The following is a 23365-nucleotide window of genomic DNA, read 5'->3' as shown; positions in this document are numbered from 1 at the left end:
CATTCCGTGGCCCATAAGCTCACCTCCTTTTCAAGCCGTTTGGCTTATAATTCTCGAAAGGAATGATCATCCTTAATGAAGAACTTTATCACATTTATGAAGGCTTGGCTTTAAAAAACGTCATACCAGGGGTGGTATGCCAATGTAGCGGTTTGATGACGATGAAGCAAAGGAGAGATACGATTGAAGTCTTCCATCTACGAGCTGGTAGAGACGAACGATGCATTGCCATTCGACGTTTCCCTGCATCGAGTCAATTATGTGCCAAGCCATTGGCATAATAGCGTGGAGATTATTTTTGTATTGAACGGCAATTTGGAGGTTACAGTAGGGAGCCAGCGGAGTACGCTGGTCGAAGGGGACGTACTTTTGATCAATCAATGTCATGTTCATGAAGTGATTGGATTGGATAACAACATCATCGCTACGTTCCTGATTCCCATATCCTATTTAAAAGAAAACATTAAGGGGATTGAGAATATTTTATTCCAATGCGAATCCCAATCGGTAAGGGAAGAGCAGCGCGAAGCGCTCGATCAAATTCGCCAGCTTCTTGCGGAGATGGTCCAGCTGAACAATAAAAAAGGGGAGGCTTATGAACTGGACATGGGGGTTCGGATGCTGGCCGTGTTCTCCACTCTTTTGAAGCAATTTCGGACAACCGGCTCCAGCGGGGCAATCAATAAGAAGTATATGGAACGCATGCTGCGAATCATTACCTATATTGATGAGCATTACAGAGAGCCGATTTCGCTGCAATCTTTAGCGGAACAGGAGTTCTTGTCAGTTCCGTATTTATCCAAATTTATCAGTGAAAATATCGGACTGAATTTTCAATCCTATGTGACCAGTATCCGTTTGAAAAATGCAGTTGAAGAGCTGCTTCATGACGATGAGATTCCGATTGCTGAACTAGCTTTGAATCATGGGTTCCCTAATGCCAAGTCGTTTTACACTGCCTTTAAGAATCGATATCATATTACACCGCATGAATATCGCAAGCAGTATCGTCCTAACATGGTCCGGCAGAAGAATAAAGACATCTCATCCCACTATGTGAACTTTAACCATTCCAGTGCACTTGGCATCATCCGCCAGTTTCTTGAGCGGAGTCCTTCGAGAGTGGTAGAAAAAATCCAGGCTTTAGATACAAGATCTTACGAAATAGATGCCTCCACATCAGGAACTATCGTTCAGCATACATGGAGGAATCTGATTACGATCGGAAAAGCGAAGGAAGGGTTGCATGCGGATGTACAGCAACAGTTGAAGTATGTGCAAAAGAAAAGTCCGTTTCGTTTTTTGCGGTTTCACGGTATTTTTGATGATGGGATGATGGTTTACCATGAGGACGAAGCCGGGGAACCCCGATATAATTTTCGCTATGTGGATCAGTTGTTCGATTTTTTATTGTCTATCGGGCTAACGCCTTTTGTGGAGCTTGGGTTCATGCCTTCCGCATTGGCATCCGATCGGGATCAGTCGATATTCTATCGAGCCAGTTTCACAAGTCCGCCAAAATCCATGGACAAATGGTGTGCTCTCGTTGACCGGTTTATTCGTCACTGCATACATCGTTACGGGGCAGCGGAAGTAAAGAGCTGGAAGTTTGAGTTTTGGAACGAGCCGGAGTTTTATATATTTTGGCCTGCGTCTCAGGATGAGTATAGAGAGATGTATTTCAGAACCTATCAGACGGTCAAAAACATTTCGCCATCTTTGCAGATTGGCGCTCCTGGAAGAATCATTACGGTGGACTCGCTGGCCATGGCCAAGGACTTTTTCGAATTTTGCAAAAATCGAGGATGTTTGCCAGACTTTATACCGCTTCACTTCTATCCGCATGAGAGTATAGAGAATATTGTAAACAGGGGGCAAGTGGATGACATGCCCGATACATCTTCCTATCTTGAGCAATTTGGCGGAATTTCACCTAATCCGGATTTTTTGAAAGAGAAGCTGGTTGAAGAACTTCAATTCATCAGGGAGCAGGGCTTGTCCGACTGCGAGGTTTATCTGACGGAATGGAACTCAACGGCATATCATCGTGAGCTTACGAATGACACGTTGTATAAGGCAGCGTATATTGCCAAAAATTTACTCGAAAATCTGGACATAATCCACGGTTTTGGTTATTGGGTGCTCAGCGACAATATTGAGGAGACATTTCCATCCCATCAATTGTATCACGGTGGGCTTGGTTTGCTGGCACAGTACGGGATTCCTAAAGCTGGAATGTGTGCATACGAGCTGTTAACGAAGCTTGGAAACACCGTCATGGCTCAAGGAGACGGATATATTGTGACCGCAGGGGCTGGAGGCTATCAGATTTTGACGTATAATTACTGTCACTTTGATGATTTGTATGCTATGGGCGATATTTCATTTATTGATGCAACCCATCGATATAATGGATTCAAGGATGAGCGGACCTTGAAAATGGAGATGATTTTTCGCCATCTTCCGTACAGGGAGTATAAAATGGTCACACATACCTTAACTCGTGATCAGGGCAGCAGTTATGATGCGTGGGTAGCAATGGGAGCACCGGAGTCTTTGACACAAGAGGATGTCCAATTTCTTAAGGCAAAGTCGCATCCACTTAGGTCTGTTCGGCTTGTAAAGGTGGAGGGCAAGACAGCATTAACCGTGGAATCCATTTTAGAACCGCATGAGGTTGAGCTCATCGAGTTGATTCCGGTTTATGATTGAATTGTGTTGATTTTTATCCTATCCCCGTTTAGATAAAGATAGCGTTTACAAAACGACATTAAAAATGTGCATAGAAGTCAGTAAGAAGCCACCTGTCTTGTTGAAGGGGCTTCTTTTATAATTATTAATGTAATCGTTTTCATTTATTACTGGGGGGTTATATAAAATGTCTGAAGCGACAGTGAAAGGGCAGGCTCGAACACCTTTAGGCAAATTGACTTTCGGCATTATGCTGGGCTACGGCTGTATGATGCTGGCATTGATGACACCAGCATCTTTACTGCTGACATTTAAGATGATTGAGATTGATCCGAACGGATACACCTCTTCATACGGTCTGGTTGCGGGTATCGGCGCATTTTTTGCTTTAATCGGAAATCCTTTGGGCGGTGCGATTAGCGACCGTACGAACATTTCGTTTGGGCGCAGGCGGACATGGATTTTGCTCGGGCCTTTGATTGGCTGCGCAGCGCTTCTTCTTATTGGCATGACATCTTCGATAGGGCTCATTATTGTTGGCTGGGCCATTGCACAACTGTTCTTCAATTTCGGGATGGCGGCCTATACGGCACTGATACCGGATCAGGTCAAGCAAGAGAAGCAAGGTACTGTATCAGGCCTGCTTGGTTTGGTTCTTCCGATTGCGATTGCAGTCGGTATGGTTTTGATGACAGTGATGACGGACGCTTCTTCAATCACGAAGTGGACTTTGCTGGCTGTAATCGGGATCGTAGGCCCTGTCCTCAGCTTGTTCTTAATTCAAGATGGTAAAGTGGAGATCGTTCAGAAGAAAAAAGACACGACCTCGCTTGGCGAAAAGCTCAGCAAGGTTTACCCAAGCCCTCGCCGTTTTCCGGCATTTTCCTGGGCGGTCGTATCCAAATTTTTGATTATGATGGGCTACTGCAGCACTCTTTATTTCACGATGATGCTGGTCGATCGGATGGGCTATACAGAAGCCGAAGCAACGGCTAGTGTAGCAACCGTGAACATTATCGCCATGCTTGCAACGGCCGCCACAAGTATATTTGGCGGGGTGCTGTCGGATAAACTCCGTAAACAAAAGCCATTTCTGTATTTATCGGCTTTCATTATGATTGTGGCAACATTGATTCTTGCTTTTGTACCTCATTTTGTTGCATTCGTGATCGCTTCAGCGATTCTTGGTCTTGGTTTCGGCTGTTTCACTGCTGTTGATATGGCGCTCGTTGCACGAATTTTGCCTCGTAAAGAAGATTCTGCCAAAGATTTCGGGATCATGAACGTGGCGAATGCGCTGCCACAGTCTATCGTACCTGCCATTGCACCGTTCTTGCTTGGTATGGGAACAATAACTGGTATTGGGGATTGGTCCTTCTTCTATATCGCTCTCGCTGTGTTTATTTTGTTCGGTATGATATCGATCAAGCCGCTGCCAGAGGTCGGTGAACCATTTGCAACTGAAAGCGGTTCAGAGCCATCTGATTTGACAGCACCAACGGTTTAAAATGTATAAGGAGGGGTTTTGTATGAACCGGAATATACAAGAGATCGTATCGCAGATGACTCTGGAAGAGAAGGCAAGTCTTTGTTCAGGTCTGAATATGTGGCAGACCAAACCGATTGAACGTCTGGGTATACCTTCCATTTCGATGACCGATGGTCCGCATGGTTTGCGGAAACAGGGGGATCTCGCTGACATGTCCAGCAAAACCGTTCGATCGACTTGCTTCCCTAGCGGGGCCGGGCTTGCCTCATCATGGGATCGTCAGTTGATCCGGGAAGTCGGCAAGGCTCTCGGAGAAGAGTGCCAGGCGGAGGATGTCCAGATCATCCTCGGGCCGGCGGTCAATATTAAGCGCTCACCGCTGTGCGGCCGGAATTTTGAATATTTCTCCGAGGACCCCTACCTGTCCTCGGAGCTGGGAACATATCACGTATATGGTGTGCAGGGGGAAGGCGTTGGAACTTCAGTAAAGCATTTTGCCGTCAACAATCAAGAGACGCTCCGAAACTCCATTAACGCCGTTGTGGATGAGAGAACGCTGCATGAAATTTACCTTCGCAGCTTTGAAGGACCGGTTACGGCCGGAGAAGCCTGGACCGTGATGTGTGCGTATAATTTGGTGAATGGAGAGTTTTGTTCGGAGAATGAATATTTGCTGACCGATGTGCTCAAACAGAAATGTGGACATAAGGGAATCGTCATGACCGACTGGGGAGCTATTAATGAGCGTGTCAAAGGATTAAGAGCTGGACTAGAGCTGGAGATGCCTTATGTTGGGAAAGAGCATGATCAACTGATTGTGGATGTTGTATCATCCGGTGAATTGGAACAATCGGTACTGGATGGTGCAGTCGAGCGGTTGCTTACCGTTATTTTCAAAGCGTTTGATAACCGAAAGCCAGGCTTTACTTATGATCAAAAGGAGCATCATAAACTGGCTCGCCGTACAGCTGCGGAATGCATGGTTTTGCTGAAAAATGAAAACAATTTGCTGCCCCTGAAACCTGAGCAATCTGTAGCTGTTATTGGGGCCTTTGCCAAAAATCCGCGCTATCAGGGTGGAGGCAGTTCACATATTGCTCCAACGCGCCTGGATGCGGCTTATGATTCGATCATGGAGGTAGCCCAAGGGAAAGTAGTATACGCAGAAGGTTACAGCTTGAAGGGCGATGCTGTCCATGACGATCTGATTGCTGAAGCCGTAAAAGCCGCGGCTGGGACAGAGGTCGCTGTTATTTTTGCAGGCCTCCCGGATTCCTATGAATCGGAGGGTGTCGATCGCACACATCTCAATATCCCGGACTCACACGTCGAGTTGATCAAACGGGTTTCGGCAGTGCAGCCGAATACGGTCGTTGTACTCTCTAATGGATCACCTGTTTCCATGCCTTGGGCCTCTGATGTGAGAGCCGTTCTGGAAGGATATTTGGCAGGGCAGGCATCCGGTTCGGCGACGGCTGATGTTCTGTACGGTGTTGTCAATCCGAGCGGTAAGCTGGCCGAGACCTTCCCTGCTTCATTGGAACAAACTCCCGCCTATCTCAATTTTCCGGGCGGAAAAAGCGAAGTGTATTATGGAGAAGGGCTGTTTGTAGGATATCGATATTACGAAGCCAAGAAGGAACAGCCATTGTTTCCGTTCGGATATGGACTTAGCTACACGCAATTCGCTTATGAGAACATTTCATCTGATAAGAATCAGATGAAGGATACAGAAGTAATAACGATTAACGTAACGGTTCGTAATACTGGAGACCTCGCGGGGAAAGAAGTGGTTCAGCTTTACGTCAAGCCGCTGGACAGCACGGTGGTACGCCCGGTCAAGGAATTGAAAGGATTTGAGAAGGTTCATCTGGAGCCGGGTGAAGCCAAAATAGTGAAATTCACTTTGGATAAGCGTGCTTTCGCGTATTATAATACTGAAATTGAAGATTGGTTCGCAGAGACCGGTGTGTACGATATTTTGGTGGGCGGGTCATCTGTAGATACGCCGCTCTCTTTATCTGTCAATGTCATATCAACGGCAATTCCATTCAAAAAAGTGACACGCAATACGAAGTTTTACGAGCTTCTGGCTGTACCGGAAACAGCACCGCTGGCTGCGGAGCTTATGGAGCTTAGTATGGAACGAATCAAGCAAATGGGGGCCATGTTTACAGACAGTATGGATGCCGGCTTAAACGAACTGTTTGATGCGGTTGTGAAATGGAAGAAATATGACGGTCTTCGTTCTATTGGCGGTATGATTGGCGGTATGTCGGAAGAGAAGCTGACAGCAACGATCGATGAGATGAACCGGAAGCTGGGACTGTAAGAGTTAAAGAAAAGCTGCATATGAAGCTCTTTATTAATATGGAAAGATGGAAAGCTTGCGCATACGCGATAATAGGAAATTTGGAGTGGAGGGACTGTAATGAATAAAGAAAAAATTCAGACCTTGAATGAAAATGGGGACAACATCCGATATGTACACAATCCGGGAGGGCCCAAGCTGGGTTATTCTCCTGAATCAGGTGTCACGATTATTGAGCAGGACGGACTGCTGTTCAAGGATTTGAGCCGTGACGGAAAATTGGATCGGTATGAGGATTGGCGGTTGCCGGCAAAGGAGCGGGCCAAGGATCTGGCATCAAAAATGACCATCGAACAGATCGCAGGTCTAATGCTGTACAGCCGACATCAATCTATTCCGGCGGCCAGCACCTCCTGGTTCTCTGGAACCTATGGTGGAAAATCGTATGAAGAGAGCGGTGTAAAGCCGTGGGAGATGACCGATGAGCAGCTGAGTTTTCTTGCCAACGATCATTTGAGACATGTGCTGGTCACTACGGTAGAGAGTCCAGAAGTGGCAGCACGATGGAACAATAAAGTACAAGCTTATGCCGAGAGCACGGGACTTGGGATTCCGGCAAATAATAGCTCAGACCCGCGGCATGGCTCAGATGCCAGTTCGGAGTTTAATGCGGGATCGGGCGGGCATATTTCCATGTGGCCGGAAACGCTGGGCCTGGCAGCTACATTTGATCCGGATATCACCCGGAAATTTGGCGATGTGGCTTCTAAAGAATACCGTGCGCTTGGTCTGGCAACGGCGCTCTCTCCGCAGATTGATATTGCAACCGAGCCGCGCTGGTTCCGGTTCAATGGTACCTTTGGCGAGGATTCCCGTCTGGCAGCCGATATGGCTCGTGCTTATGTGGATGGATTCCAGACTTCGGAAGGAGAACAGGAGATTGCCGAAGGCTGGGGATATGACAGTGTGAACGCGATGGTGAAGCATTGGCCCGGCGGAGGCTCGGGCGAGGCTGGAAGGGACGCGCATTACGGCAGCGGGAAGTACGCCGTGTATCCGGGGGATAACTTTGATGAGCATCTGATACCATTTATTGATGGAGCCTTCAAGCTGAATGGCAAAACGGGTATGTCTTCTGCGGTCATGCCGTATTATACGATCTCGGTAGATCAAGATAGCGCAAACGGAGAGAATGTCGGTAATGCCTACAGTTCTTATCTGATCCAGGATCTGCTTCGCGGAAAATACGGATATGACGGCGTTGTCTGCACCGACTGGCTGATCACAGCTGATGAATCCGGACCGAAGGACTCCTTCCTAAGCGGCAAGCCTTGGGGTGTGGAGGGGATGACTGTAGCGGAGCGTCATTACAAGCTGCTCATGGCCGGGGTTGACCAATTTGGCGGCAATAATGAGGTCGAGCCTGTACTGGAGGCTTATGAGATGGGGGTTAAGGAGCATGGGGAAGCGTATATGCGCGAGCGCTTCGAGCAATCCGCGGTACGCTTGCTGAGCAACATCTTCCGTCTAGGACTATTTGAAAATCCGTATGTTGATCCGCTGAAAAGTGCGGAAGTCGTAGGAAACCCGGCATTTATGCGTGCTGGTTATGAAGCACAGCTTAAATCGATCGTGATGCTGAAAAACAAAGAAAACGTGCTTCCTTTACCGAAGAAGAGCAAGGTCTATATACCGAAACGTTATATGGGACCTGGCAGGGATTGGTTCGGCCATCCGATACCGGAAAGCTTGGAATATCCGGTTAACCTGGACATCGTAAATAAATACTTCCAATTTACCGAGGAGCCAGACGAAGCCGATTTTGCATTAGTGTTTATTAGCACTCCAAAATCGGGAACCGGGTACAGTCAGGAGGATGCGGAGCAGGGAGGAAACGGTTATGTGCCGATCAGTCTGCAATATAAGACTTATACGGCAGAGCATGCTCGTGAAGTCAGTCTGGCCGGAGACGCTCGCCCGGATGACGTGCTGAACCGCTCCTACAAAGGCAAGTCCGTGACACCACAGAATGCAGCCGATCTAGACATGGTGCTGGAGACCAAAGCGAAAATGAAAGGCAAGCCGGTCATCGTCTCCATGCTGTTATCGAATCCGACGGTGGTCAGTGAGTTTGAAACCGAGGTTGATGCCATTCTTGCCAATTTCGGAGTACAGGATCAAGCGATTATGGAGATTTTGTCAGGTATGGCTGAGCCAACCGGCCTGCTGCCAATGCAAATGCCAGCGAATATGAAGACGGTCGAAGAGCAGCTTGAGGATGTAGCGCATGATATGGAATGTCATGTGGATTCCGAGAACCATACGTATGACTTTGCCTTTGGCCTTGACTGGAATGGAGTCATAGAGGATGAGCGGACGAAGAAATACCGCAAATCTCGCTGAGCTTCACCACAAACGTGATTGAAATATAGCAGAAAAAGTTTTTGAACGTTGGAATAGCCCACTTTTTAGACTCGTGTTAAATAAACCTGTGCTAAAAGTGGGCTGTTTTCTATTCATTCTCACTTTATAAACGGTTCATAAGATGTTACCTGTCCTTGACAGGGGGCATGGTTTTAGTCTCTCTGAACTTTGCGGGGGATATACCATATTTAGCCCGAAACACGCGGTGAAAATAGGAGTAGCTGGCAAATCCACACGTTTCAGCTATATCCTCTAAAGTTAAAGAGCTGTATTTGATTCGTTCCACGGCAGCGTTGAGCCGGATCTCCAGCGCATATTGGATCATGGTTTTGCCATAACAAGCTTTAAACAGTTGCGTTGCCCGGGACAAGCTGAGCCCGACATGATCCGCTGCCTCTTCAAGCTTAAACGTTACGGTCGCATGTTCTTCAATAAACCTTTTTAAGCGTAGTGCAGTGAAGGCTGAGCGATCTGCAGGTTTCATCTCTGTGATGGCCCGATCCAGGCAAAGGCAAAGGCCGCGCAGCAAATAATCGGTGAGTTCAGTATCCTCTTCTCCCGGTCCGCGTCGTTTCTCCAGCAGAAGCTGTCTCCATAAGTTGAGCATATAATCGTTTACACTAATGTGGCTGACGGTTTGGCGCTTCATACGATTCCACCAGGAATCGATCCAAGTCCCATCGCAAAAAATATAGTAATCCCCACTCGACACACGTCCGTCGCTCCCGTGATCCTTCACACGCATCTCGTATTGATCTCCAGGTTTAAGGAGCAGCAGATCACCAGCCTCTAAATCATATGATTGGCCGTTACAAAAAGCTTCACAGGAACCTTCGGTTTGCAAACGAAACAAATAAGTCGTTAATCCGTTTTTATGGCTGGTATGAAAAGGCTCAGCATGATAAGAGTAATCGCAAATCAGCAGTCTGGATTGCATGTTAGCCTAACCTCCATTCAAAAAAATAAGCAGATAGTTCATGTTATGACAATATAGTTTATGTTCATTTCAGCTTGCTTTCATGTATGATTGTACCAGATAGAGCATTAATATAATCAGCTGAATTGAGGTGTCCTTCCATGAGAAAAATGGGTATTGGATTACAATTGTTTACGCTTCGTGATGAAACCGCTCAGGATTTTCGCGGTACACTTCGTAAAGTGGCGGAAATGGGATATGAAGGTGTCGAATTCGCAGGTTATGGAGGTATTCCAGCCGAAGAGATGAAAGCGCTGCTCGATGAGCTTGGACTTCAGGCAATCGGCAGCCATGTGGGCCTGGAACTTTTACGTAATGATCTTCAAAAAGAGATCGATTATTTGAAAACGATCGGCGCCAAATATATGATGTGTCCGTATGTTGCACCGGAAGATCGTGAAAATGCAGAAGGCTGGAAAAGTCTATTCGCTTTTTTGGAAGAGGTAGGTATCGAGGCACGCAAGCAGGAACTCATTTTTGGATATCATAATCATGCATTTGAATTCGAAACTGAAGTGGATGGCCAATTTGTATTTGATGCGATGTATTCAGCAACTTCACCGGAAGCGGTTCAAGTTGAAATGGATGTATGCTGGGTACAGTTTGCCGGACAAGATCCGCTACAGTATATCCCGAAATATGCAGGACGTTTACCGCTTCTTCATCTGAAGGATTTCAGCAAGGATGCCGAAGGCAATATGCAAACGCTTGAATTGAGTCAAGGCTTAGTTGATTTGAAGGGTGTTATTCAGGCCGCTTCGGATGCAGGTACGCAGTGGCTGATCGTAGAGCAGGACGTATGTCAAAATCCGCCTCTGGAGAGCGTTTCGAATAGCTTTAACTGGCTGAAGGAAAACTATCTGAATCAATTCTAATTAGGATCGTAGTGATGCGAGACTTGAAATATTGTTAAACATAAAAGGAGAGAATCATATGAACAAAATTAAAGTTGCTGTTTTTGGCTGTGGAGCGATTGCCCAGCGTAGACATATTCCTGAATATGCTGCTAATCCGAACGTAGAACTGGTTGCCTTTGCCGATCCCGTTAAAGAGCGTGTTGAAGAGGTCGCCAAGACCTATGGTGGAAAAGCATATACAAGCTATGAAGAATTGCTGAAAAATGAAAAATTGGATGCCGTAAGTGTGTGTACACCGAACTATCTCCACGCACCGATGACCATTGCAGCTGCAAATGCCGGTCTGCATGTACTGGTTGAGAAGCCGATGGCTACAACCGATGAAGAAGGACAGCAAATGATTGAAGCTGCGCGGAAAAACGGCGTTTATCTGATGGTCGGCCACAACCAACGTCTGATGCCGCCGCATGTCAAGGCGAAAGAAATTCTTGATTCCGGTAAACTTGGTAAAGTACTGACGTTCCGTACGTCTTTCGGTCATGCTGGCCCGGAAAGCTGGAGCCTGGACGGACGTGACAGCTGGTTCTTCCGGAAAGAAGAAGCTGCTATGGGTGCTATGGGTGATCTCGGCGTACATAAGTCCGACTTTATCCGCTATTTGCTGAATGATGAAATTGTCGAAGTGGCCGGGTTTATCGGTACGGTTCATAAGGAAGGAACAGATGTGGATGACAATGCCACCTGCATCGTTCGTATGAAGAGCGGTGCTGTCGGCACGCTGATGGCGAGCTGGACACATTACAGAGCTGGCGACAACAGCACGGTGGTATGGTGTGAGAACGGCGTGATGAAGATCGGCGCTGATCATGGGGATGAGGTAGTCGTTGAGCTTACGAATGGTACGGTTGAAACCTACAAGGTAGGCGCGATGGCTACTAACGAGAACCAGGTTCATAGCGGAGTCATCGATGCGTTCGTGGAGTCCATTCTGACCCAAACGCCGCCGTCCATTTCCGGTGAAGAAGGCTTGCGTTCATTGAACGTGATCCTGGGAGCGTTCGAATCCCAGAAGACCGGGAAGATCGTGAAGCTGTAATTTAACAACGGAATAGAGATTTCTGATAAAAAGAACCCCCGTTTGGGCAATCGCAAATGATATAATTTGCTGCGATAGCTTATAGCGGGGGTTTTGTGTACTCCAATCAAAACTGAGGTGAAGAGATGAAGAAATGGCTCGGCAAATCGCTAAAACACAAGCTTTCATTGCTCATTATCATTGCAACGATGGTTCCGCTTCTGTTTCTCGGTTTGTTTTCGTACAATATGGCGGCCGGTATTACCGAGGAGAAGGCCAAAATTTCAGGGATGAATACACTTCGGCAACTTGAGGCTTATCTGGTAACGATGGTGAAGGACGTGGAGAACATGTCTCTTTTTTTAATCGGGCACAGTGGAGTTCAAAATTATTTGAAATCACCAGAGAGAGACAGCAACTATACGGAGCAGACATCCATTATTAATTTTTTGACAAATCTTGCGTTCTCGAAGGATTACATTGCGAACATTATTATTGAACCGCTTGGAGCGAAGCAGCCCATTTCGCATAAATCGTTAATCCGGTCGGAATTTACCGACATCACGGAGAACATCCCGGACTATTATAATAAATATTCCAAATGGTGGTCAGATGTACATAGGCAATGGACATCGGATGGAGTGCGTCAGGTCATCACGCTGTCCCGGCCGATTCGAAGCACAGATAAGTATAAACCTATTGGCAAGGTTCAGATCAATGTCGATCAAGCGGTGATAGCTTACCATGTCTCCCAGGCCGCTTTGGAGAAGACCGGGTTTGTATTACTGTTGGATGAGCAAGATCGGATCATCGCTGGTCCTCCTGACATGGAAACGAACCGATTGTTAACCGATTACTACCCGGAAATGAAACCGCTTCAAGGAACAAGTGGCACATTGAATTATGGAGAAGGGGCGGATAAGAAGACGGTGCTGTACAAATCGGTTTCGGATGTGAACTGGAAGCTGGTTGGGATGATTCCGGCAGCTGAATACCGTTCGCAGAACCAATATGTGCTTGGGTTAATGGCTGTTGCAGTGACCGTCGCCGTTTTGCTTGTCATCGTTCTCGTTGTTTTTTTGATTCGAAAAATTACGAAGCCGTTATCGGCCCTGACTCAATTTCTTATAAACTCAAGTCCGGAGGAGCCGCTTCCCGCGATTCCGGTAACAACGATTGACGAGGTAGGGCAGCTGGTGATCAGTTACAACCGTTTAAGCTCCCGAATTATAAAGCTGACGGAGGAAGTGAAGCTTAATGAATCGCTGAAAAAAGAAGCTGATATGCAGGCACTGCAGGTACAAATCAACCCCCATTTTTTATACAATACGCTGTCTTCCATTCAGTGGCTTGCCTTAATGAACAAAGATCGCAAAATCGCTGATATGGTCGGATCGCTGAGCGATTTTCTCCGGTTTAGCCTGAACAACGGTCAGGAGTACTGTACGGTACGACAGGAAATCGAACATGTACAGAATTATGTGAATGTTCAGTCTATTCGTTATCCCGACAAGTTGAGCTTCGATGTGTATATGGATGATAGGGTACGTGACAAGTTGATGCTTAAGCTGCTTCTGCAGCCGCTTGTTGAGAATGCGATGCTGCACGGTATTCTGAAACGGGAAGGACCCGGAAGCATTAAGATCTATGCAAGCTGTGATGATAGAAGCATTCATTTGTCGGTAGAGGATGATGGGCTTGGCATGAGCGAGGAACGATTGATATGGCTGCGAACTCAATTGGAAGGGCATCCGATTCATGAAAAAAGTCGCTCTTCTCAAGGAAGCTACGGACTTCGCAATGTGAACAATCGGCTGTATCTTCATTACGGCAAGAATGCGGTCCTCCGGATTGAAAGTACGGAAGGGCAAGGAACCATCGTCAGATTTACGATTCCGTTTGGAGAGGATCGATCAGGTACGAAGCAGGTCTAAAATCATAGGAAGGAGAGGGTCTTGAATGAAGGTGCTTATTGTAGATGACGAGGTGATCATTCGGACGGGATTGAGCACGGTCATTGACTGGGAGAGCTGCGGTTTTTGCGTATTGGAGCCAGCCGCTTCCGGCGAAGAGGCGCTGCAGCGATTTCCGAATGAAGAACCGGACATTATTTTTACCGATATTCGGATGACCGGTATGAGCGGAATAGATCTCGCCCGTGAGGTGCTGAGGATGCGACCGGGTACAGAGGTCATTATTATATCGGGGTTTGATGAATTTATATATGCTCAGCAGGCGATGCGTGAAGGGGTCAGTGAATATTTGCTAAAAACCAGCCGGCCTGATGAAATCATACAAGCTGCGGTTCGGGCAAAGGCTCGGATTGAGCAGCGGCGCAAGGAGGAGGAGATTGCCCAAACGAAAGAAAGAGCGGTTAGTCACAGCTTTTTGTCAAAAATGTTTGCCTTGGCGTCTCCTCCCGATGACCAGATGATCATAGAGATGTGGAACAGGTATCCCGAGCTGAGAATGATACAAGGAAAGCATTCGCTTCAGGCTTGGATCATCACGCCCCGTTATAAGGGGGATATTTCGGAAGAAGGCCATGCACAGGAGGACCTTTGCCGTGCTTTAGGAGAGAGATTGACTGAGCTCCTTCCTTACGGTTGTGAGTGGCTGCAGAGAGGCCGCTCCATCCTGCTGTTCATTCGAGTCGAATTGGAAAGGCAGGATACAAGTAATCTGGCAAATATGATCCGCAAAGCGGGAGAAGAGTTAAATTGCACGATCTTTGCTGCTTGCGGCGAGCCGATCCATGATGTCAAGCACCTCAGGCAGGCTTTGGACACAGCAGTCGAAGCCAATTCCTATGAATGGTTGTTAAACGACAAAGAGGTTGTGCGTTATGAAGATATAAGCGGGCGTAAAGGTGTAAAGATGCTCTGTACATTGGAGGAAGAGAAGGATCTGGCTGCATGGATTCGGACAGAGGACAGAGGGCGGTTAAGAAGTGAAATTGCGAAGCTGCTGGCTCGTTTGCGGCAGGATCCGCATGCAACGCCAGGCTCGGTGCAAGGTTATCTCCAGTCCCTGATCGTTGCCGGACATCGGTGGCTGGAGCGTGCAGCCATGTCTGTCGGTCGTTCCTATGAACCGCCGATTGGAGAAAAACTGGATATGGCGGAGTTGTCGGAGCAGCCGGAGAAGGCGCTGTTTTGGCATTTTGAAGCGATGATGAAACAGTATACTCAGCTGGTATCGGGTATAAGTCCGGTTCAGCACGCGATTATTTATATACATGAGAATTTGGGGCAGGGACTGTCCTTACAGCAGGTTGCCAATCATGTGCATATGAATCCGAATTATTTCAGCGAGTTGTTTAAACGGGAAATCGGACAGAACTATATTGAGTTTGTTACAGAGGCCAAAATAAAAAAAGCGATGACGTTGCTGCGTGAAACCCCAGCCAAAATCAGTGAAATAGCGTATGAAGCCGGTTATGAAGATATGAAATATTTTAATCGTTTGTTCAAAAAATTTACGGGAATGACTCCTTCAGAGTATCGGTCAAGTGCTGAAGTTTATCCCTCTATCGACTGAATTATATCCCCTACGGGTCTGAGAGCTTCTCTTCTATACTTGGGTTATATTGACGCTATTAAGGAGGACTGACAATGAGACCAATGCGAAAAATAGGGGCAGTGTTGCTGATGCTGACACTTATTTTGGCAGGTTGCGGAGGAACCGGCAGCAAACCGGAAAGTGAAACCGCTAACAATGGGGGGAAGGTCAAACTGACGATTTGGCATAACTTTGCCGGAGATGATCTTCGTGCCAAAACCGTGCGGAGCTTTATTGACCAATTTGCCGAGGATCATCCGAATGTAGAGCTTGATGCGCAAGCGATCCCGCCGGATGGTTACCGCCAGCGACTCAGCACGGTAGCCGCAGCGAATGAATTGCCGGATTTAATGTTTGTATATGCAGGCAGCCATTCTCAAGAGCTGTATAATGCGGGTCTGCTGCAGCCGATTACGGATGTGCTGGATCAATATCCAGAGTGGAGAGACAAGTTCCTTCCGGGTGCTTTCGATCCATTTACTTTTGAAGAAAATGAAGTTTACACCGTTCCGTTAGGCATGTCGGCCACTTCGATTTTGTACTACAACACGACGCTGTTTGAGAAACATAATGTTAAAGTTCCAACGACCTGGGAAGAAATGATGACAGCGCTCAAGGTATTTAACGATAACGGCGTAACACCGATTGCCCTTGGCAATAAAGCACCATGGGTTGCACAGTCGACTATTCTCGGTTCATTGGCGGATCGCGTGACGGGGACGGAATGGTTCATGAACGCTGTTGAACAAAAAGAGGCTAAATTTACAGATCCTGAATTCGTGGAAGCGCTCGGATATTTTAAGCAGCTGGTTGACAACAAGGCTTTTCAGGAAGGCGCGAACACGATAGATAACACTCAGGCCGAGCAGTATTTCATTCAAGGCAATGCTGCGATGTTGATTAGCGGGGCATGGACACTGACGAACCTTGCGGCCTCGGCGAGCGAAGAACAGATGCAGGATATCGATGTAACCGTACTGCCGTCCATTCCAGGAGGCAAAGGTGATCCGAACACGATTTCCGGTGGAGCAGGCGGCGGCTTCGCTATGAGCAAACGGACGGAAGGTGCTGCCAGGGAAGCTGCGCTTCAGCTCATTTATACCGTCAGCGGACCGGAGGCACAGAAGGCGATTGCAGAGAGCAATTCAATGGTTATGTATGATACAGAGATCGAGGAATCCAAAGTAACTTCGCTGTATTATAAAGCCTATAATCTCGTGAAAGAGACGGGTATTACGCCGGTTTATGATGCTTACCTGTCTGCGGAAGGAGCCGATGCGATCAATAACGGCCTTCAGGAAATCATGATGGGTGGATCACCTGAAAGTGTAGCGAAGAAGCTCCAGGACGCGCAGGCCAGATCCACAGCAGAGTAATGACTTCGATAAGGGTGTCAGAGGAAGGGAGGCGTTTTTTTAAATGCCAACAGCTATTCGAAGTAAAGGATTTATAGCTTTAGCTCTGCTTCCGGCGCTTCTGCTGTTTCTGGTGTTTGTTATCGTTCCGGTATTTTGGTCGATGTATTACGGCTTCTTTAACTGGAAAGGGCTGGGCGAGGCCAAGTTTATCGGTTTAGACAACTATGTGGAAATACTGAATGACCCTGTTTTCTGGAGAGCATTGCGGAACAACCTGATCATTGTGGCATCGTCCATTATAGGGCAGATTCCGATCGCTCTGATTCTTGCGCTGTTGCTTCTTCGAAACTCGTTCTTCTCCAGACTTATCCGCTCTGCGGTATTTATGCCAATGGTACTCTCCACGGTGGTGGTCGGTCTCATCTGGGGGTATATATACCATCCGCAATTCGGTCTTGCGAATAAAGTGCTGGAGATCATCGGGCTTGAATCCTGGACACGGGCCTGGCTATCTGATCCGAAAGTGAACATGCTCGCTATCTCCATTCCGATCAACTGGAGCAATATCGGTCCGTATATGGTCATTTTTATTGCCGCTCTGCAAAATATTTCATCTGAAATCAATGATGCGGCAAAAATCGATGGTGCGACTGGCTGGAAAAAGCTGACTCGGGTGACACTGCCCATGATTTGGGGAACGGTTATTGTAACGCTGATCCTTTGTATTTCTGGAAGTTTGAAAGCGTTTGATCACGTTATCGTGATGACAGGCGGGGGACCAGCCCAATCGACAGAGCTGCTGGCTACTTATATGTATAACAACACGTTTGATGTCTACCGATACGGGTACGGCTCAGCCGTGTCTACTATGATCATTATCATCAGCGCTTTACTGATCACCATAAATTATGTGCTGACACGAAGGAAAGAAAGCTGATGGAAAGGAGGAGCATGTGAAGCTACAACAGACCACTCCGACCAAAGCAGCTGCTGATTCTGCATACCCGAACCGAAATCCAATTAAAAAAGGGATGTCGGGCTTGCTCAAGCTGCTGCTGCTGGCATACTCCTTGATCACGTTGTATCCGCTGTATTGGCTGTTTATTAGTGCGTTCAAGACGAACCAGGACTTTTTTAACAATCCTTACGGTCTGCCTGAAGTCTGGATGAAAGAAAACATAATCCGGGCGTGGGATTTAGGGAATATGGGCAGAGCGATGATTAACTCTACGATTGTTACCGTTACCGCGGTCGTATTTACGATTGTGCTCAGCATTTTGGCAGCATATGTGCTTGCCCGGTTTCAATTCCGTTTCAAAAAGGTTGTTATTTCGTTATTTCTGGCCGGGATGCTGATCCCGATTCACAGTACGCTCGTTCCGCTGTTTCTTATGATGAAAGAAATGGGGCTTCTCAATACTTACGGCGCGTTAATTTTGCCGTATACGGCGTTTGAGCTGTCGATTGCGATCTTTTTAGGTATGGCTTATATGAGCTCCATTCCACGGGAGATCGAGGAGGCGGCTATGATCGATGGCAATGGTTGGTGGGGTATATTCGGAAGGATTATCCTGCCGCTGTGTTCACCGATTATAGCGACGATATCCATCCTTGCATTTTTGCGCTTCTGGAATGACTTTTCCTTTGCACTTGTATTTATCAATTCTCAGGAGCTGAAGACATTGCCCCTCAGTTTGTCCTTGTTCTCGGACGGTTTCGGGACGGACTATAGTTTGACGATGGGAGCCATGGCCATTGCAGTCATTCCAACGATCGTCATCTATCTTATTTTGCAGGAACAGATCATGAAGGGTATGGTGGCCGGATCGATTAAGGGGTAGAAGCAGTAAAGTATAGGGGTTAACGGTAAGGGGGGCTCAAGGTCCATGGACCTTTGAGACCCCTTTTGTCTGGTTGATTGAGCTCTTAATTTATGATTGGTTTGATATGCTTCGCCGCTTTATTAAAATCTTGAGCAAAATCTTTTGTATTCTTGAATTCCTTTGGTAATGCCTCATTAAATAAATGGATTTGTTTCTTAAACTCATTATGGGCTTGAAGGTTTGATTCATCTTTATTTGAAATTTGCTTTCTTACAAGAGGTTCATAGTAATTTTTTAGTAAGGAAAGATCATTTTTTAGGGTATCTAGCTCAAGAGAGTTATCCGTATTATCTATTAAAAGATCTAATCGATCATTTACAAAATTAATATAAGTATAGACATCAAACATACGTACAGCAATTTCATCAGGTTCTTGATCTTCATCAATTTGAGCCAAAGCCAGATCTAGCGATTGGACACTTGAAATAAAACTAGCATAGTACGAGCTAACTTTGTTTTTGGACTTATTATTAAATCCTCCGTTGTTAAAAAGAAGAAAAATCGATAAAAGAACAAAAAATACAACGACAAAGGCAACGGTTTTAGAATATTTTTTACTCATGTATTCCTGCAACAAATGAAATAAACATCCGAATGAATCCTCCTCAAAATCGGCTAGCCCCCAAAATAATGTTATAAATTTCTTCTGTTTCGAAACGATCATCATCAAAAGATAAAAACAGCAAAAGCTACATTATCATAAAATAATAGGTAAACAAAGAGACATTTTCTTACTAATAAACAATCAACCTTGTTATGCGACGAATATATGGAGGTACGTTGAAGGAATAATGCGGGGTGATCCTGAATACTGTACACCATTATTACTCCTTGATCTTGCCGATAGGGGGAATGCCGATGAGGCGAAGCTGGATCAATTCACCGTATACATTTTCATTAGGGATGTTTGCGATGATGGTTCCCAGTCAGGCATTTAGTTCATTTTACAGTTATTTTTATGTGGATAAATTAGGGCTTGGCATTGGGCTGGCTACACTGGCAAGGACGATCTTTCTCATCTGGGACGCAGTCAACAACCCCTTGTTCGGGTACTGGTCAGATCGCACCAGGACGCGGTATGGACGTCGAAGACCGTGGGTGTTCGGAGCTATTCCGCTGTTTATGCTGATGTTTGCACTCATATTCTCTCCACCGGAAGGGTTATCCGAGAACGGTCTGTTTGCATGGTTTCTGGTAGCGCTTATTCTGTATGAGGCTGTGTCCACTGTGTTGTGGGTCAATTACGGAGCGCTGTTCCCCGAGCTGTTCCGGGGAGACCGGATTCGTGCTAAAGCTTCTGCGATTCAACAGGGGTATCAAGTGGTGGCCTTGCTTATCGGAACGGCGTTAACCCCGATCATATTTGGAGCGATGGGCTTCTCCCGCATGGCTGTACTATATGCATGTATTTTTGGTGTATTTATGTTCATCTGTATGCTGAGTGTAAAGGAAAAACATGAGCCCTTGGCAAGTGAACCATTAAAGCTGGTCGATGCCTTTCGCAAGACGTTGCGGAACAAAAAATTTTGGGTGTTCAACATCTCCAATTCGTTCGCGCAAACGGTAAATGGCCTTCTTAGCTCAATCATTCCTTTTTACGCCAAGTATGTTTTGAAAATTCCGGAGACTCAGGTGTCGATTTTGCTCGCATCCGTATTTGTATCGGTGATTCCACTCGTCTTTGTCTGGTACTGGATCATTCGCAGAATGGACGGAGTCAAGGCATGGCGGCTGTCTCTTGCGGTGTATGGATTGTCTGTGATTCCGCTGTGGTTCGGATATGATCTTGCCAGCGGCGTAGCTGCGGGAATTGCGGTTGGATTTGGACTTGCAGGCTTCCTGGTAACCCCCGCTATGGTCAGCGGCAGAATCATAGATGAGGACGCGGAAATAACAGGACAACGCAGGGAGGGAATCTATACAGCCGTCAGCGGATTTATTACCCGTTCGAGCGGGCTGATCTCGGCGTTGGCATTTTTCATTGTCGGACTAATCTTCAGTTATGAAAGCGGTGACAATCCAGGTTCCAATCCGGAATTAACATTCAGGTATTTGATCAGCGTAGTTCCACTGTGTCTGCTTGTCATATCATTTCTGATCTCTTTTACGACAAAAATCGAATTCAAACACCAGGCGGGAGGCGTCTTGGATCATGGAGAAAAGACTGATTATAAACTGTGATGATTTCGGTCAGAGTGCGGCTGCAAATCAAGCGATTATGCACATACTGGAAGAGGGGAAAGCTTCATCGGCAACGATCATGGCCCCGGCTCCGGGATTTGAAGAAGCGGCAGAATGGAGCGTCCGGAGGAAGCAGAGAAATATAGGCCTTCATCTGACACTGACAAGCGAATTTGAAAACATGCGGTGGAGCAGTTTAACAGGACATCCCTCGCTTCACGATGAGAGCGGATACCAATATCGCACGGTTAAGGAATTTGAGCAGGGGGCGGAGACGAAAGCAGTAATGAAGGAGATCGAGGCCCAATTTAACCTTGTGAAAAAGGTGGGGATCAACATCAGTCATGTCGATAACCATATGGGCAGTCTATACGGCTTAGAGACCGGGCGAAGCTTGCTTCCCCAAACGTTGTGGAAGACGTCCCGCTGGGGGCTGCCATCGCGATTGTTCCGCAAAATATATAAAGAAGACCCGCTTTTAAGCTCACTTTCGAACATTGAACGTCCTGTTGCGCTAGCATCAGCGCTTGCCGATTCGTTTGGTGTCCCGATTCCGGATTATTTGCTCTCACACCCGTTCGCTCTGCTGGAGGGGGAGTCGTATGAAAGCTTTAAACAGAGCATTCTGGATAAGCTTTACAAGCTTCCATCCGGTGTTAGTGAAACTTATTTTCACCCTGGTGCTGAAGACTCGTGGATGCTGGAGAATATTCCGAGCTGGCAAAAAAGAGTGTGGGAGTACCGTCTGCTCTGCGATGACGACTTCACCTATACGCTACGCGATGCCAAAGTTATTTTGACAGATTATCGATATGTGGAAAAGCATTTAAAGCGATCTCGTTTGCGGTCGGTTGTGAGATTAGTTAAGGAATGGTTAAAACCACGCTGAAAATGGCTTCTATAATTGAGAAACGCCTTTGGTTTCCGTCTATTTAAAAGGGGACTGAGGGCGTTTTTGTTAGTATGTGATTTTGATATTTTAAAGTTAAAATAAATTTTTGTTGACCTGCGGACAATTGTCCGTTACAATAAATAAGCACTTACGGACAATTGTCCGCACATATAGACAAGGGAGGAAAAGGTCTTGGAAACGGGAGTGGGGCCAGATAAGGCCAAGCTTGATTTAAGTAATATAAAGAGAGGGCCGATTGTTGCTGCATTGATCATTGGCGCATTCGTCTCCATTTTGAATGAAACGCTGCTCAACATCGCTTTCCCAAGCTTGATGGAGCAGTTTGGTATTGGGGAGTCCACAGTTCAATGGCTTTCCACATCCTACATGCTGGTTGTCGGTATTCTGGTGCCGATCACCGCACTGCTTCAAATGTGGTTTACCACCAGACAGATGTTTATAGGCGCTATGTCGTTATTTTTGATAGGAACGCTGATCAGCGGGTTTGCCCCTTCATTCGGGGTACTGCTGTCCGGACGGATTTTGCAAGCTCTCGGAACAGGGCTGCTGATTCCGATTCTGATGAATACAATCCTTAGCATCTTTCCGCCTGAGAAACGTGGCGGGGCTATGGGGATGATCGGTTTGGTTATGATGACAGCCCCTGCAATCGGACCTTCGCTGTCCGGCTTGATTGTTGATGTGCTTAGCTGGCGCTGGTTGTTTTTCCTCATCGTTCCGCTTGCAGCATTTTCGATTATTTTTGCTTTCATTTACTTGAAGAACGTTACAGAGCTGACCAAACCGAAGGTGGACCTTATCTCTATTGTTTTGTCCTCTGTCGGTTTTGGCGGAATTGTATATGGTTTTAGCAGCGCTGGAGAAGGCGGCTGGTCAGACCCTAAAGTGGTATGGTTTATTACCGCTGGTGCAGTAAGCTTGCTGCTCTTTGTATGGCGTCAGCTAAAGATGGAGCAGCCGATGCTGGATTTGCGTACATTTAAATATCCGATGTTCTCGCTTGTGACGGTACTTATGCTTGTACTTATGATGAGTATGTTCTCGACAATGATCATGCTGCCGCTCTTTTTGCAAAATGCGCTCGGTTTAACCGCACTGGCAGCCGGACTTGTCATGATGCCGGGCGGCATTGTCAACGGTCTGATGGCTCCGATCTCAGGCAAGCTGTTTGATAAATTTGGACCAAGAGTACTGGTTATACCTGGATTAGTTCTGTTGTGTATTTCGATCTTTCTGTTCTCGAACATTGATGCTTCGTGGACAGGTGGTTATGTGATCTTCCTTCATGTTATGATGATGATAGGAATTTCGATGGTTATGATGCCTGCTCAGACGACAGCTTTGAATCAGCTGCCACGTTTGCTGTATCCACATGGAACAGCCATTATGAGCACTTTGCAGCAGGTGGCAGGGGCCATTGGTATGGCACTCTTTATCAGCATCATGACAGCGGGAGCTAATAATTACGTAAAAACAACCGGCGATATGAATCCGGTAGAGAGTATGGTTGCCGGCCTTCAAAGTGCCTTTATAACCGGACTCGCGCTTGCATTGATTGCTTTGGTGCTTGGCTTCTTTGTCAAACGTACCCATTCACCGACGGTTCAGGAGAAGTCTGCAGCATAAAGCTCCCGTGTTCAATCAAT

General features: G+C 46.7%; 16 protein-coding genes. 14 read left to right on the top strand and 2 right to left on the bottom strand.

Features of this window, described 5'->3' with window-relative positions; translation table 11 throughout:
- The first annotated feature begins 183 nt into the window (after positions 1 to 183).
- From C8268_RS19560 to C8268_RS19545, 4 genes are all read left to right on the top strand, one after another.
- The gene (locus tag C8268_RS19560) at positions 184 to 2712 is read left to right on the top strand and encodes a GH39 family glycosyl hydrolase (RefSeq protein ID WP_106769215.1); all 2529 of its coding nucleotides are present in this window, start codon (positions 184 to 186) and stop codon (positions 2710 to 2712) included.
- 166 nt (positions 2713 to 2878) lie between these two features.
- Positions 2879 to 4198, top strand: a complete 1320-nt coding sequence (locus C8268_RS19555) for an MFS transporter (protein WP_106769214.1) — start codon at positions 2879 to 2881, stop codon at positions 4196 to 4198.
- A gap of 22 nt (positions 4199 to 4220) precedes the next feature.
- The gene (locus tag C8268_RS19550) at positions 4221 to 6512 is read left to right on the top strand and encodes a glycoside hydrolase family 3 C-terminal domain-containing protein (RefSeq protein WP_106769213.1); all 2292 of its coding nucleotides are present in this window, start codon (positions 4221 to 4223) and stop codon (positions 6510 to 6512) included.
- A 99-nt stretch (positions 6513 to 6611) separates the two neighbouring features.
- The gene (locus C8268_RS19545; RefSeq protein WP_106769212.1) at positions 6612 to 8894 is read left to right on the top strand and encodes a glycoside hydrolase family 3 protein; all 2283 of its coding nucleotides are present in this window, start codon (positions 6612 to 6614) and stop codon (positions 8892 to 8894) included.
- A 145-nt stretch (positions 8895 to 9039) separates the two neighbouring features.
- On the opposite strand, the gene C8268_RS19540 is transcribed toward C8268_RS19545, so the two are convergent.
- Positions 9040 to 9852, bottom strand: coding sequence for an AraC family transcriptional regulator (locus C8268_RS19540; protein ID WP_106769211.1), 813 nt, complete (start codon positions 9850 to 9852; stop codon positions 9040 to 9042).
- 140 nt (positions 9853 to 9992) lie between these two features.
- Here C8268_RS19540 and C8268_RS19535 point away from each other — a divergent pair, with 140 nt between their 5' ends.
- The 7 genes from C8268_RS19535 to C8268_RS19505 all read left to right on the top strand — a co-directional run bounded on the left by C8268_RS19535 (position 9993) and on the right by C8268_RS19505 (position 18583).
- The gene (locus C8268_RS19535; protein WP_106769210.1) at positions 9993 to 10766 is read left to right on the top strand and encodes a sugar phosphate isomerase/epimerase family protein; all 774 of its coding nucleotides are present in this window, start codon (positions 9993 to 9995) and stop codon (positions 10764 to 10766) included.
- A gap of 58 nt (positions 10767 to 10824) precedes the next feature.
- Positions 10825 to 11844, top strand: a complete 1020-nt coding sequence (locus tag C8268_RS19530; RefSeq protein WP_106769209.1) for a Gfo/Idh/MocA family protein — start codon at positions 10825 to 10827, stop codon at positions 11842 to 11844.
- 125 nt (positions 11845 to 11969) lie between these two features.
- Entirely contained in the window at positions 11970 to 13757 is a 1788-nt protein-coding gene (locus C8268_RS19525; protein ID WP_106769208.1) for a sensor histidine kinase, read from the top strand.
- Positions 13758 to 13782: 25 nt separating this feature from the next.
- Positions 13783 to 15363, top strand: a complete 1581-nt coding sequence (locus tag C8268_RS19520) for a response regulator (protein WP_106769207.1) — start codon at positions 13783 to 13785, stop codon at positions 15361 to 15363.
- 74 nt (positions 15364 to 15437) lie between these two features.
- Positions 15438 to 16760: an extracellular solute-binding protein gene (locus C8268_RS19515; RefSeq protein WP_106769206.1), complete on the top strand. Its 1323-nt coding sequence runs from the start codon at positions 15438 to 15440 to the stop codon at positions 16758 to 16760.
- Positions 16761 to 16803: 43 nt separating this feature from the next.
- The gene (locus C8268_RS19510) at positions 16804 to 17679 is read left to right on the top strand and encodes a carbohydrate ABC transporter permease (protein WP_106769205.1); all 876 of its coding nucleotides are present in this window, start codon (positions 16804 to 16806) and stop codon (positions 17677 to 17679) included.
- 94 nt (positions 17680 to 17773) lie between these two features.
- Positions 17774 to 18583, top strand: coding sequence for a carbohydrate ABC transporter permease (locus C8268_RS19505; protein ID WP_106770037.1), 810 nt, complete (start codon positions 17774 to 17776; stop codon positions 18581 to 18583).
- A gap of 85 nt (positions 18584 to 18668) precedes the next feature.
- Here the strand turns inward: C8268_RS19505 and C8268_RS19500 are convergent, their stop codons facing one another.
- Positions 18669 to 19187 (bottom strand): hypothetical protein, encoded by a 519-nt coding sequence (locus tag C8268_RS19500; protein WP_158702786.1) that lies wholly within the window; start codon positions 19185 to 19187, stop codon positions 18669 to 18671.
- 296 nt (positions 19188 to 19483) lie between these two features.
- Here C8268_RS19500 and C8268_RS19495 point away from each other — a divergent pair, with 296 nt between their 5' ends.
- The 3 genes from C8268_RS19495 to C8268_RS19485 all read left to right on the top strand — a co-directional run bounded on the left by C8268_RS19495 (position 19484) and on the right by C8268_RS19485 (position 23345).
- Entirely contained in the window at positions 19484 to 20806 is a 1323-nt protein-coding gene (locus C8268_RS19495) for an MFS transporter (protein ID WP_106769203.1), read from the top strand.
- Complete coding sequence (locus tag C8268_RS19490; RefSeq protein ID WP_106769202.1) at positions 20778 to 21695, top strand: polysaccharide deacetylase family protein; 918 nt, start codon at positions 20778 to 20780, stop codon at positions 21693 to 21695. The genes C8268_RS19495 and C8268_RS19490 overlap by 29 nt, the downstream gene beginning before the upstream one ends.
- Before the next feature lie 207 nt (positions 21696 to 21902).
- Positions 21903 to 23345 (top strand): DHA2 family efflux MFS transporter permease subunit, encoded by a 1443-nt coding sequence (locus tag C8268_RS19485; RefSeq protein WP_420094290.1) that lies wholly within the window; start codon positions 21903 to 21905, stop codon positions 23343 to 23345.
- Positions 23346 to 23365 lie beyond the last annotated feature (20 nt).

Source organism: Paenibacillus faecalis (genome assembly GCF_900289175.1).
Lineage (GTDB): Bacteria > Bacillota > Bacilli > Paenibacillales > Paenibacillaceae > Paenibacillus_AQ > Paenibacillus_AQ faecalis.
Note: the sequence above shows the minus strand (reverse complement) of the source record. Positions and strands in the feature narration are given on the sequence as shown.